This is a genomic window from Algoriphagus faecimaris (genome assembly GCF_900101705.1).
Lineage (GTDB): Bacteria > Bacteroidota > Bacteroidia > Cytophagales > Cyclobacteriaceae > Algoriphagus > Algoriphagus faecimaris.
Genome location: NZ_FNAC01000032.1, coordinates 18,503 through 30,886 on the forward strand (window position 1 = coordinate 18,503; position 12,384 = coordinate 30,886).

The following is a 12,384-nucleotide window of genomic DNA, read 5'->3' on the forward strand; positions in this document are numbered from 1 at the left end:
AGGCTTAATTTTTTGATAAAGCGAGATTAGGAAGCTTCTTGAAGTTTTTGGGGTTTTTGAGAATCAGGCTCGAATACTCCTTTGGAGCGCGAATGGTGGAATTCTATCCTACAGTACTGAAGTATAAAACTGCGATTTGCTAACTTGAATCAGATCCTTTTTCCTCTACCCACCAAAAACCATAAAACGGTTCCTAGGAGAGGAACCAGAATTACAATCAAAATCCAGATGATTTTGTCTGATTCATTGGCAAAATTACTGATGACCACATCATAAATTGTGTAGGCATATATGGCTAATCCGATGATACCGAGTCCAAACATATTAGTAGGCGTTTATTTTTGAATTTTTCCCTAAAATGAGATAAGCAATCGGCCCCAAGACCTGCGCAAAGAGAATTATCAAAACCCAGATAAGCTTCATGTTTTGATCTTTGAAATCCGAGCGAATGATGTCCACCAAGCAATAAATCCATAAAATCAAATATAGCAATCCGAAAATCAGGAAAGATCCTCCCATATTCATAATAAAGGTAATCATGAGTTAGAATTATTTTTGGTTTGAAAATCTGGTTTGAATTCTCTCCTTCTCCTTGCCCTTCTCCCCATGGATAAGTACAAAAATGTCCCGACAATGGGTGCGAATAGTATGATCAAGATCCACATCAGACGTTCATGGGCTCCCCTGAATTCATTTCTCAACACATCGATCAGGGCATAGACCCAAAATCCAAGGTACACCAGCATGGACAATTGCCGAATCCAAAGTCCTGTCGATAAGCTTCCGGGTGAAATTAATTCCATATCGTTTCTTCAATTATTTTTACCACTGCTCTAAAATAGCTTTTTTTGAAAAAAATTAGTAAGAATTTAGTCGAAAGTTATAAACAAATAAAAATGAAAAGAAGCCTAATCCTACTTTGTCTGACCTTGTTGTACAGCGCCAGCTATGCCCAAGTGGACATGAGTTACTATTTGCCGGAAGGCTATACCTACAATCCCGATATTCCCACTCCCAAGGAAGTCCTTGGCTATGAGGTGGGTGAATGGCATGTGACCCATGATCAGCTCGTCATGTATATGAAAGCTGTGGCGGAAGCTTCGGATCGGGTGATTTTCGAGGAAACGGGAAGGAGTTACGAAAAAAGACCTCAGACCCTTTTGACGATCACCTCCCCTGAAAACTTGGGAAGATTGGATCAAATCAAAGCTGACCGGAAAAAACTCCGCTTACCCAATGCCTCTGTGGACATTGCATCGATGCCGGTGGTAATGTTTATGGGCTATTCGGTGCATGGCAACGAACCTAGTGGAGCCAATGCTTCACTTCTTGCCGCCTATCACTTTGCAGCAGCTAATGAGATCGAATCGGAATTGGAAAATATCGTTCTCCTACTCGATCCGGCAATCAATCCTGATGGGCTAAATCGATTTGCCTCTTGGGTCAACTCCCACAAAGCCTACAATCTCAATGGGGACCCTAATGGTAGGGAATACAATGAAGCTTGGCCTCGTGGCCGTACCAATCATTATTGGTTTGATTTGAATAGAGATTGGCTGCCTGTGCAGCACCCTGAGTCCAGAAATCGCGTGAAAGTATATCAAAGTTGGTTGCCCAATATCCATCTGGATTTCCACGAAATGGGAACCAATAGTACCTTCTTTTTTCAGCCGGGAGAGCCGTCTCGAACTCACCCACTGACTCCAGAGCGGAATTTTGAACTAACTGAGAAAATCGGCCGATACCATGCCAAAGCTTTGGATAAAATCGGTTCCTTGTATTACAATCAGGAGAATTACGATGACTTCTATTATGGAAAAGGTTCTACCTATCCGGATGTACAAGGTTCGATTGGGATTCTTTTTGAGCAGGCCAGTTCCAGAGGTCATTTGCAGGAGTCAGCTAATGGTATGTTAAGCTTTCCCTTTACGATTCGCAATCAGTTTACTGCCAATCTTTCTTCCTACGAAGCCGCTAAGGAAATGCGAGTGGAACTCAATCAGTTTATGAAGGATTTCTATACCGAAATTAAGAATGAAACTGATGCCGACGTCAACAAGGCTTACATTTTTGGAAGTGCAGAAGACGATGCGCGAAGTTTCCATTTAGCAGATTTGATCTTGCAGCATGATATCAAAGTCTACAGTTTAAAGGAAGATATTTCCGTGAATGGCCGACAATTTAAAAGTGAAAACTCCTACATCGTTCCTGCTGATCAGCCGCAGTATCGATTGATAAAGGCCATGTTTGAAACGAGGACAGAATTCCAGGATTCCTTATTCTATGATATTTCTGCCTGGACTTATCCCATGGCCTTTAATTTGGATTATATGGCTCTGAATAGCCGTATTTTGAATTTGGCTAATGTAGAAGAAATCACTAAAGAAGACTTTTCCCTTGTTCCTGGACAGGTAGTGGGTGAGGCTGGTGCCTATCAGTACGCTATGGAGTGGACAGATTACTATGCGCCTAAAGCCGCTTATCAATTGCTCGAGGAAGGTTTCCGTGTCAGAGTGGCTAATGCCCCATTTTCCACGCCGGAGGGTAAAGAATTTGGAAGAGGAACTATTCTGATTGATAAAGGGGAGACAAGCCATTCCGATCAGGCCTTTTTCCAAAAATTACAAGAAATAGCCCGTCAATCGACCGTGGATATTCACGCGATTTCGACTGGATATACGGCTGGAATCAACATGGGCTCCACCTTTATCAGCCCGCTGACAACTCCCAAAATCGCTCTGCTAGTAGATGGAGGAGTGGATAGCTATGAGGCGGGAGAGATTTGGCATTTGCTGGATCAGCGCTATGAGATGCCGGTTACCTTGCTTCCTATGGACCGGGTGAGCAGCTCGGTGATTGATCGATACAATGTGATATTGATGCCGGATGGCCGCTACAATGGACTGGGTAAATCCGGTGCTGAAGCGATCAAAACCTGGGTGAGCAGAGGGAATACACTAATTGCAAAAGGCGGAGCTCTGAGATGGCTGGCACAAAGTGAAATCGCAGATATCAAATTCCGTTCTGTGGACAATGATGAAAAAGGTCTTCAAAAGCCCTATGAAATCTACCGTGATGCTACGGGAGCAAAAGTTACTGGTGGAGCGATTTTCAATGCAAAGCTTGACTTGACTCACCCGATTGGCTACGGTTATACTGATTCAGCAATTCATACTTTCAGAAATGACAATTTATTTGTGGAGCCATCTACAAATCCATATGCCAACCCACTTGTGTACACTGATAGCCCATTAGCTTCCGGTTATTTGCACCCCAGCAATGTTCCGGGTTTGCAAAACGGTTCTGTGATTCAAGTAGCAGGAGTGGGTGGAGGCCGTGTGGTCGCTTTTGCTGATAATATGAACTTCAGAGCCTTTTGGTTTGGTACCAATAAACTCTACATGAATGCCATTTTCTTTGGTCAGGTGATCAATGGTGGCACTACCCGCTAATTTATTTCAAATCCCGATTTCATATTGAGATCGGGATTTTTTAAGCTTTTCCCTAAAAAACCTATTACCGTCTCATGAATAAACTATCCCAAGTTCTTCTTGCCGCCATTTTAACTGGATCGATTCAATCTGTCGGATTTTCACAGGAAATGAGTTTTGAGGAATACAATCCACCCTCTACCTTGAAGGTTCCTGAGAATCTTGTGACAAGGGCTAAATTTCCCTTTGTGGACATTCACAGTCATCAGGGGGGAATTACCAAGGAAAAAATCGATCAGCTGTTAGCGGATATGAAAGCCTTGAATATGGGAGTTTTGGTCAACTTAAGTGGAAGAGGTTTTGGACGTGGCGATAGTAATTCGCAGCAGGAGTATATCAAATCCATGATGCAGGAGTTTGAAACCCATGCCCCTGGAAGATTTTTGGTGTTTACCAACTTGAATTTTGCAGGATTTGGGGATGAAAATTGGTCTAGAATTGCGGTGAAAGAACTGGAGGAAGACGTGCAGGCTGGAGCTGTTGGTTTGAAAATTTACAAAAGCCTGGGATTGAATGTGAAGGATATCAATGGAGAGCGAGTACCTGTGGATCATCCCGATTTGGATCCGGTATGGGCAAAAGCTGGTGAATTGGGAATCCCTGTAATTATTCACTCGGCAGATCCTGCACAATTTTGGCAGCCTATGGATGCCAATAATGAGCGCTGGCTAGAACTCAAAACTCACCCGAATAGGGCGCGTTCGGCTACGAATCCTGCTCCTTTTGAGCAAATCATCGCTGAGCAGCATCACGTATTCGAAAAGCATCCCAATACCACCTTTATCAATGCGCATATGGGCTGGATGGCTAATGACCTAGATAAGGCTGGTGAGCACTTGGATCGCTATCCAAATGTAAACTTTGGAATCGGGGCAGTAATTGCCGAGTTTGGAAGGCAGCCAAGACGCGCCAAAGCGTTTTTTATACAATACCAAGATCGATTGCTGTTTGGTAAGGATGCCTATAATCCAGAGGAATTTCATACCTATTTCCGGGTTTTGGAGACTGAGGATGAGTATTTCCCTTATTACAAAAAGTACCATGCATTTTGGAGAATGTATGGCCTTGGACTGCCTGATGAAGTGTTGAAAAAGGTCTATTATAAAAATGCCCTGCGTATTGTGCCGAGAATGGATGCTTCTGTTTTTCCGGAATAGGGGCGATATTCCAGTCAGCATTTTTGATAGTTCAGTTCCTGATTTTGACAGTTCAGTCAGCTTGATTTTTATCTGACTCGGATGCATTGCTATTTCGGTTCAAATACGAATCGAAATGAATCAGCGACTTATTCTTTTTTTCTTTTTCTTTCTCAATCAATCTTGGGTTTTTGCCCAAACGCAGATTAGTGGAAGGGTTCTGGATGAGAATGGACTTGCCTTACCCGGGGTAAATGTTTTTATCCAAAACAGCTACGATGGAGGCAGCTCTGATGAAAAGGGTGAATTTGACTTCCAAACCGATCTTGAAGGAACTCAAAAGTTGGTTTTTCGCCTGATGGGTTTTCATAGTAGTGAAATTCAAATCGAATGTGAAGGGCAAAAGCTGACGCTTGCAGATCAGTACCTGAAGGAAGCGATTACGGATATGAATGCTGTGACGATTTCTGCTGGTGCTATGGAGGCTTCAGATGAAAAAAAATCTGTTATTCTCCGGCCTTTGGATATTGTGACTACTCCAAGCGCTATGGGCGATATTGTTGGAGCATTCCAGACCTTGCCGGGTACGAGTACCGTTGGGAATGATGGTCGGCTTTTTGTTCGTGGAGGGGATGCGAGTGAAGTTGGAATTTACATTGATGGGCTTCGGGTAGGAAATGCCTATGGGACTACGGCAGGAAATGTGCCCACGCGAACGCGATTTAATCCGAATCTTTTTAAGGGTACTTTTTTCTCTACAGGAGGTTATTCTGCTGAATATGGGCAGGCACTTTCCTCGACATTGGCTCTCAATACTAAAGATCTTTCTCTTCGGAGTCAGGGTGATTTAAGCTTGATGTCCGTAGGTGGGGGCTATTCCCACACCTTAGCCAACGAGAAACAAAGTCTCACCGCTTCAGTGAACTACTTTGATTTGAAGCCTTATCAAGGCTTGATCAAGCAGGATTTCGATTTTGAGCGAGCCCCTTTTGGGAGGGATGCGGAGTTGGCTTTTCAAAAGAAAATGAAGGATGGCGGGGTTTGGAAAGTGTTGGCTAGATCTGAAGGCAGTGGAATGAAGCTTTGGGATAAGCAACCCGGTGAAAATGAGCGAGCACAACTTATCGATTTGAAAAATTCCTACAGCTTTGCGCAAAGCAACTGGAGAAAAAGCGTTGAAAATGATTGGTCGCTTTTTGCAGGGGCTGCATTTTCTTCCAATAGGGATCAGTTGCAGGTAGATACTTTGCCAATCCATCGAAAGCAGCAACTTCTCCATTTGAAGTTTGCTGGCATCAAGGACTTCTCGGATCGGCTTTCAGCCAATTCAGGGCTGGAGTACTTTAATGTTTCCTATGAGGAAGTCCTAAGCAGAGGTAGTTTTCAAAGGGATTTTGAAGATCAGCAGCTTTTCGTTTTTTCAGAGTGGGATTTTTATCTCAACAAAAATTGGGTGCTTCGGGCAGGGGCTAGGGCTGGTGCCAGCAGCTTAGCTAAGCAGTCTTGGCTGGACCCCCGATTCTCTTTGGCTTTTCGTCTAGCTGATGACTCTCAACTCTCCTTTGCTGCTGGAAAATTCTCTCAGCTTCCTGTGGATAACTTACGTGTTTTAAATCCAAAATTAGAGAGCACAAACTCCAATCATTTGATTTTAAATTATTTACTTCAAAAAGATGGAATAACTTTCCGAGTAGAAACTTTTCACAAATCCTATTCTAATTTGGTAGTGTTTGAGGGTTATCCACAATTTCCCGAGAATCCTAAAAACGCTGGAGACGGCTTTGCAAGGGGTGTGGATATCTTTTTTAGAGACCGTAAAAGCTTAAAAAACACAGACTATTGGATTACCTACAGCTTTGTGGATAGCAAAAGGCAGTTTGATCAATTTCAGACCCAAGTTCAGCCGGGTTTTGCTCCCAACCATAATTTTTCAATGGTGGTCAAGCATTTTGTAGGGAAATTAAAATCTCAATTGGGAGCGAGCTTTTCTTGGAATGATGGTTTTCCCTATACGGATCCCAATTTTCCGGGAGAGATGAACCGGAAAACTCAGTCTTTTCAGAATCTGAGTTTGAGCTGGAGCTATTTACCAAAACAAAACTTGATCATTCACGGGGCCATTTCCAATGTGCTCGGTGCAGAAAATGTCTTTGGTTATCAATATGCGCAGGAACGAAATTCAACAGGGAATTTTGAATCACAGGCAATTGGACAGCCCGCCCCAAGATTCTTTTTCCTCGGAGTTTTTCTTACTCTATCAAAAGATAAATCAGCTAATCAATTAAATAATCTCTAAATCAATACATTATGAAAAATCTAGTATCAACTCTCGTTCTCTTCGTTTGCTTTCTTTCTCAAGGTTTTGGATTTGATCCGGCTTATGAAAAAGCCATGTTGAAGCAATTGGATGCTATGCGTCAGGTGGAAAGTCGTGAAAAGGGGATAGAAGTAAGCAATGGGTTCATGCGAATAGCCGAGGCTAATGCCACTGAGTGGCTGCCGCTGTATTATGCGGCTTTGGTAGAAATTGAGTCGGCTTTTCGTTTTGAAGGAGAAAAGGATGCGACTTTTGACCAGGCTATTTCAAAGATTAAACGGGCGGAAAAGTTATCTCCCGGAAATTCAGAACTTACTGCACTTCATGGTTATGCTTTGATGGGAAAATTAAGTTTGGATCCGGCAAGTCGCGGGCAGCAGCTTAGCCCTCAGGTGATGCAACTATTTGGTACTGCGATAGCGCAGGATAGGGGAAATCCTCGTGCAGTGATTCTAATGGCACAAATGGAGCAAGGAATGGCTCAGTTCTTTGGTAATGGACCGGAGAAAGCTTGTGGTATGGCGAGGATATCCTTGGAGCTTTTTGAAAAGGAAAAGGTCAAAATAGATAACAATTACATCCTGCCTACTTGGGGAGAAGTTGCCGCAAAGGAGCTCTATTCTACTTGTAATTAATTTAATAGAGTACAATCGAAATGGAGTCTTGAAAATAAATTGGGTTCCATTTCGATACTTTTATTAATATGTGTTTTCAAAAGAACAGCATCAACTTACCCTTCGACAGTGAATCAGAACAGTAACCAAAAAGCCAAGCCCTTTAAAAAACCCCTTCGTACTATGGGTTCTTTTATTGCCATCAATTTAGGGATTGCTGGCTTACTAATGTTATTATTCTGTCCCACCTGCTTTTTATCCTGGGAGGGGATTAAAAACCTGCTTCCTGAGTTCTTTTTCTCTTTTATGATTTCGATGATTTTAAGTTTTGGAGGGGGAAGGGTAGAAGACTTCTACGAAAAGCGAATTAGTTGGATTCACAAGCCTGCCAAGCGTCTTCTGCTTACAGTTTCAACGTACATGGCCTATTCTTTTGTTGCTTCTTTTCTTTTTGTGTTTATCTACACCTATTTGGACGGACAGTTTGAGTTATCGGCTATTCCATGGAAGAGTATTGCTAATTTCACGACTACTCCGATGCTTATTGCTTTGGTATTTATGGCAATCTTCACTACATCTTCCTGGCTTGGAGAATGGCGAAAATCTGCTATCGAAGCGGAGCAGCTCAAATCTGAAAGGCTAGCGTTTCAATACCAAAGTTTGAAAAATCAGCTTAATCCACATTTTCTATTCAATTCTCTAAATGTGCTCTCAGGCTTGGTCTATGAAGATGCCGATCGCTCAGCTGCTTTTATTCAAAAGCTGTCCAAGATCTATCGTTATGTCTTGGATGTGCAACAGGAAGATTTGGTTACGCTTGAGAAGGAGCTAGACTTTGCGAGAAATTACCTCGACCTTCAAAAGATTCGGTTTGGCAATAGTTTACAGTTTACCTTTTCAGATTCCGCTCGGGGTAATTACTGGATTCCTCCTCTTTCACTTCAGCTCCTATTGGAAAATGCGGTCAAGCATAATGTGGCAAGTGAAGAAAATCCATTACTTATCCACATCGAAAAGAGGGAAGATGAATTGTGGATAAGTAATTGTCTTCAGCCTAAATCCTCCTATTCAGATAGCTCTTCTGGAGTAGGACTTGCCAATATTTCTCAACGCTATGAATTGCTCAAAGACCGAATGCCTAAGGTGCGAAAGACAGAAAAAGAGTTTATTGTTCAACTCCCCTTATTGAAAATATCATGACCTCAATTTTGATTATAGAGGATGAGAAGCTTGCCGCTAACCGATTGATTCAGCTTATTAAACCTCTTTTTGAGAGCTGCCATTTTCTTAATCCTATAGATAGTATTAAGTCTGCCGTGTCGTTTTTCCAGACTTATCCACATCCTGATTTGGTCTTTTGTGACATTCAGTTAGCTGATGGATTAAGCTTTGAAATTTTCCAACAAGTAAAGTTATCCACACCTGTAATTTTTACTACAGCTTATGATCAATATGCGATTGAAGCCTTTCGAGTCAATGCTATCGATTACCTTTTAAAGCCCATCGATCCAGCGGATTTGAAGCGGGCTGTGGATAAGTTTAAAAATCAAAAATTACCCAATTCATTCCATGCTGCTTTGCTTCAGCAACTGCTTCAATCTTCCACTCCAAAATCAGAATTTAAACAACGGTTTTTGATTCGATTTGGAGAAAAGATTCAGAGTATTTTGAGTGAGGATATTTTATATTTCTGTTCGGAAGAGCGGGTGACTTTTTTAATCAATAGAGAGGGAAAGCGATTTGTGCTTGATCAAACACTGGAGCAAACTGAGGCCCAGGTTGATCCTAATTATTTTTTCCGTCTCAATCGCAAATATTTGGTCGCCTTTGATTCTATAGTTGAGGTGAGTGTTTATTCGAATAGCCGATTGAAAGTAAAATTGAAGTACTGTGATGACAAGGATATTTTGGTCAGTAGGGAGAAAGTTTCCGACTTAAAAGCTTGGCTTGATCAATAGTCTCCTTTCAAATTTCAGTTGGGGATAAGAGTAGGATGATTAAATTTTTATGCTACGAATGTCTATCTTGGATGAAAACTACCTATGTTTTAATATCTTTTATATGAAACGAATTATATTCTTTATCACTACTGCTGCCCTATTCTCTTTTTCCTGTGAAAGGGCTGAAGAAAAATCCTTAGTGAATTTCACTTTTGAAGACTTGATTGTAGATACGCTCATTTTGGAAAAGGATGAAAGCCTTGCTCAGATCTCTGAATCTTTAATCTATTTGGAAACAGATTCCGGAGGAATTCTATTGGACTTTCAGCGCTTGCAATTGGTAGGGTTTAGCTATCCTGAAGGGAAAAAGGTCTTGGAACAATTTTATATGAGGGAGGGTCCGGATGGCATAGGAAGCAGTACTTTCAAGCACGTGATCACCGGTGAAGGTATTTTCTTTATTGCCGCTGAAACGAAGTTGATACAGGCAGATTTTGAAGGAAATGTTTTGGCCAGATGGGAATTACCGGGAGTACCTTCCGAGCGGCTTTATGTTAATTATAGTGTATTGCCCGGTAATCCGATTACAAAGATTGGAAATGAATTGATTATCGCTGATGTGCCCTATTTACTGAAGGAAGAAATCATGGACTATCAAAAGTGGATTCTTCGATATGACTTGGAGAATCAATCGAGCTCTCATATTGAGTTTTCTTTCCCTGAAGCATCCAAAGAATATTATGATGACACGAACCTTGGCCCCTATAGCCATTATTTTAATTCTGCAACTGAAGAAATTCTGGTTTCCTTTCCTATTTCGGATAGTTTGCTGCTGATATCGGCTGATGAGAAAAAGTGGATAGATGCCTCAACCGACCAAACCCTTGAATTTCTCAAAGGCCGAACTGAAGAGCAAGGGGAGTATATTGTTTATTCGCCAGATCATAATTCTGCTCGATATACTTGGATTACTTATGATCCGGTGAATCGGGTATATCTCAGGCAAGTGATTACGGGCCTTTGGTCTGAAGCGTTGCGTGAGACTAAAGGTCCATATAAGGTGAAATTGATTGTTTTAGACGAGAATTTTGAAAAGTTGGGTGAGCTCAATATGCCCAGAAATGGGAATGGTTTTTCTACTCCTGATGGTTTTTATTATGCCATTGGATTTTTGGGCGGGGAAGAAGAGGTTGGCTTTGTCCGGTTGGATTTCTCTAAAATGAGGAAATAAAAAAAAGCGAGACTTACTCAGTCTCGCTTTTTACTTTAAGTTCTATTTCCTCTCCAGATTCGTCTAGGAATCTGTATTCCGTCACCGGTAGGGAAGAATCTTTGATCAGTTTAATCCATTTGTAATACTTGAAAAACCACTTCACTCTCCGGCTAATCATGCCTGTGGTGAAGTATGCGTGCAGGTAGGGATGCAGCCCGATCTGTATTTTGTCCACGTTTTGGATGGTGGCCATATGATCCAGATCTTTTTCTAATTTGTCGGCGACCAGGATAGAAGCCTGGATTTTGCCTGTGCCATTACATGCCGGGCAGGTTTCCTTCGTCACGATATTAACCTCCGGGCGGACACGCTGTCGGGTGATTTGCATGAGTCCAAATTTACTCAGCGGCAAAACGGTATGTTTGGAGCGGTCCTGTTTTAGCTCATCTTTCATTGCTTCATAGATGACTCTTTTATTTTCGGCACGTTTCATGTCGATAAAGTCTACCACAATGATGCCCCCCATATCTCGGAGGCGGAGCTGTCTGGCGATTTCTTTAGCAGCGACCAGGTTGGTTTTTAATGCTGTAGATTCTTGGTCACTTTCCTGATTGGACTTATTGCCACTATTCACATCGATGACGTGGAGGGCTTCCGTATGTTCGATAATCACATAACCTCCTTGAGGAAGGCTGACGGTTTGTCCAAAAAGGCTTTTGATCTGCTTTTCTATTCCAAAACTTTCAAAGAGCTTTGCTTTACCGTTGTAAAGCTTGACAATTTTTTCTTTTTCAGGGGCTATTGTCCTGATGTAGGATCTGATCTGATCGTAAGTTGATTCTTCTTCTACGGTGATTGCATCGAAGGATTCATTGAGGAGGTCTCTCACAAGTGAGGAAGCCATACTCATCTCTCCTATTACCTTGTCACGACTTTTTGCTTTGAGCAACTTGGCCATGCCTTCTTCCCAATTGGTGAGAAGATTGCGAAGGTCTTTATCCAAATCGGATACAGATTGACCTTCAGCTACTGTTCGGATGATTACTCCGAAGTTGGCAGGCTTGATCGAATTGATCAGTCGCAAGAGTCTTTTGCGCTCGTCACTGCTGCGGATTTTTTTGGAAACGTTGACCGAATCCGAAAATGGCACCAATACGAGGTAGCGACCAGGAAGAGAGAGCTCACAGGATAGTCGAGGCCCTTTGGTAGAAATAGGCTCTTTGACGACCTGAACCAGTATTTGCTGGTTTTTCGACAGGATATTGGAAATTTTCCCAATCTTGTCTATTTCAGGTTCGTTCGTAAAGCCTTTCAAGTTGTAATTAGCGAAGTTGTTGTTGCGCACCATTTTGGTGAACTTGGTAAGGCTGCTGAAATTTGGCCCAAGGTCTTGGTAATGCAAAAAAGCGTCTTTCTCGTATCCCACATCGATAAATGCGGCATTGAGTCCGTTAACTATTTTGCGAACTGTCCCCAGGTAAATATCACCCACCTTGAACTGATTATCCATCCCTTCGGAATGCAGCTCAACTAGGCTTTTGTCTTGAAGTAGGGCTATTCGACTCCCGTTTTGAGCAGAATCAATTAACAATTCCGTACTCAAAATCTCGTCTTATATAATGTAAATGAACGTGTTTGTCTTTAAACAAGAATAAGAAGAAGTGTATTACTTC

11 protein-coding genes are annotated in these 12,384 nt (G+C 42.0%); 7 read left to right on the forward strand and 4 right to left on the reverse strand.

Annotated features, from left to right (window positions below):
- Window positions 1-149: 149 nt before the first annotated feature.
- From BLQ57_RS15085 to BLQ57_RS15095, 3 genes are read right to left on the reverse strand one after another with little or no spacing between them, the layout of a single operon-like run.
- A complete protein-coding gene (locus BLQ57_RS15085) occupies window positions 150-323 on the reverse strand; it encodes a PLDc N-terminal domain-containing protein (RefSeq protein WP_087940404.1) in 174 nt (57 codons plus the stop codon).
- A gap of 1 nt (window position 324) precedes the next feature.
- Entirely contained in the window at window positions 325-540 is a 216-nt protein-coding gene (locus tag BLQ57_RS15090) for a PLDc N-terminal domain-containing protein (protein WP_087940403.1), read from the reverse strand.
- A complete protein-coding gene (locus tag BLQ57_RS15095) occupies window positions 537-803 on the reverse strand; it encodes a PLDc N-terminal domain-containing protein (protein WP_087940402.1) in 267 nt (88 codons plus the stop codon). The genes BLQ57_RS15090 and BLQ57_RS15095 overlap by 4 nt, the downstream gene beginning before the upstream one ends.
- A gap of 93 nt (window positions 804-896) precedes the next feature.
- Here BLQ57_RS15095 and BLQ57_RS15100 point away from each other — a divergent pair, with 93 nt between their 5' ends.
- The 7 genes from BLQ57_RS15100 (at window position 897) to BLQ57_RS15130 (ending at window position 10,729) form a co-directional block, all read left to right on the forward strand.
- The gene (locus BLQ57_RS15100) at window positions 897-3,452 is read left to right on the forward strand and encodes a M14 family metallopeptidase (RefSeq protein WP_087940401.1); all 2,556 of its coding nucleotides are present in this window, start codon (window positions 897-899) and stop codon (window positions 3,450-3,452) included.
- Between the two features lie 74 nt (window positions 3,453-3,526).
- Window positions 3,527-4,648 (forward strand): amidohydrolase family protein, encoded by a 1,122-nt coding sequence (locus BLQ57_RS15105; RefSeq protein ID WP_087940400.1) that lies wholly within the window; start codon window positions 3,527-3,529, stop codon window positions 4,646-4,648.
- A gap of 115 nt (window positions 4,649-4,763) precedes the next feature.
- Window positions 4,764-6,923, forward strand: coding sequence for a TonB-dependent receptor (locus BLQ57_RS15110; RefSeq protein WP_087940399.1), 2,160 nt, complete (start codon window positions 4,764-4,766; stop codon window positions 6,921-6,923).
- Between the two features lie 11 nt (window positions 6,924-6,934).
- Window positions 6,935-7,579, forward strand: coding sequence for a tetratricopeptide repeat protein (locus tag BLQ57_RS15115; protein WP_087940398.1), 645 nt, complete (start codon window positions 6,935-6,937; stop codon window positions 7,577-7,579).
- 162 nt (window positions 7,580-7,741) lie between these two features.
- Window positions 7,742-8,758 carry a sensor histidine kinase gene (locus BLQ57_RS15120; RefSeq protein ID WP_087940421.1) on the forward strand — a complete coding sequence of 339 codons (1,017 nt, stop codon included), beginning with the start codon at window positions 7,742-7,744 and terminating at the stop codon, window positions 8,756-8,758.
- On the forward strand, window positions 8,755-9,516 hold the full coding sequence (locus BLQ57_RS15125; protein WP_087940397.1) for a LytR/AlgR family response regulator transcription factor: 762 nt from the start codon (window positions 8,755-8,757) through the stop codon (window positions 9,514-9,516). Before BLQ57_RS15120 ends, BLQ57_RS15125 begins: the two co-directional genes overlap by 4 nt.
- A 103-nt stretch (window positions 9,517-9,619) precedes the next feature.
- Complete coding sequence (locus BLQ57_RS15130) at window positions 9,620-10,729, forward strand: DUF4221 family protein (protein ID WP_169712775.1); 1,110 nt, start codon at window positions 9,620-9,622, stop codon at window positions 10,727-10,729.
- Window positions 10,730-10,742: 13 nt separating this feature from the next.
- On the opposite strand, the gene BLQ57_RS15135 is transcribed toward BLQ57_RS15130, so the two are convergent.
- On the reverse strand, window positions 10,743-12,314 hold the full coding sequence (locus BLQ57_RS15135) for an Rne/Rng family ribonuclease (protein ID WP_087940395.1): 1,572 nt from the start codon (window positions 12,312-12,314) through the stop codon (window positions 10,743-10,745).
- Window positions 12,315-12,384: the final 70 nt, after the last annotated feature.

Bases quoted from the DNA above. Each gene is read 5' to 3' on its own strand.
- BLQ57_RS15085 (WP_087940404.1), bottom strand. From the start codon at position 323: ATGTTTGGACTCGGTATCATCGGATTAGCCATATATGCCTACACAATT.
- BLQ57_RS15090 (WP_087940403.1), bottom strand. From the start codon at position 540: ATGATTACCTTTATTATGAATATGGGAGGATCTTTCCTGATTTTCGGA.
- BLQ57_RS15095 (WP_087940402.1), bottom strand. From the start codon at position 803: ATGGAATTAATTTCACCCGGAAGCTTATCGACAGGACTTTGGATTCGG.
- BLQ57_RS15100 (WP_087940401.1), top strand. From the start codon at position 897: ATGAAAAGAAGCCTAATCCTACTTTGTCTGACCTTGTTGTACAGCGCC.
- BLQ57_RS15105 (WP_087940400.1), top strand. From the start codon at position 3,527: ATGAATAAACTATCCCAAGTTCTTCTTGCCGCCATTTTAACTGGATCG.
- BLQ57_RS15110 (WP_087940399.1), top strand. From the start codon at position 4,764: ATGAATCAGCGACTTATTCTTTTTTTCTTTTTCTTTCTCAATCAATCT.
- BLQ57_RS15115 (WP_087940398.1), top strand. From the start codon at position 6,935: ATGAAAAATCTAGTATCAACTCTCGTTCTCTTCGTTTGCTTTCTTTCT.
- BLQ57_RS15120 (WP_087940421.1), top strand. From the start codon at position 7,742: ATGGGTTCTTTTATTGCCATCAATTTAGGGATTGCTGGCTTACTAATG.
- BLQ57_RS15125 (WP_087940397.1), top strand. From the start codon at position 8,755: ATGACCTCAATTTTGATTATAGAGGATGAGAAGCTTGCCGCTAACCGA.
- BLQ57_RS15130 (WP_169712775.1), top strand. From the start codon at position 9,620: ATGAAACGAATTATATTCTTTATCACTACTGCTGCCCTATTCTCTTTT.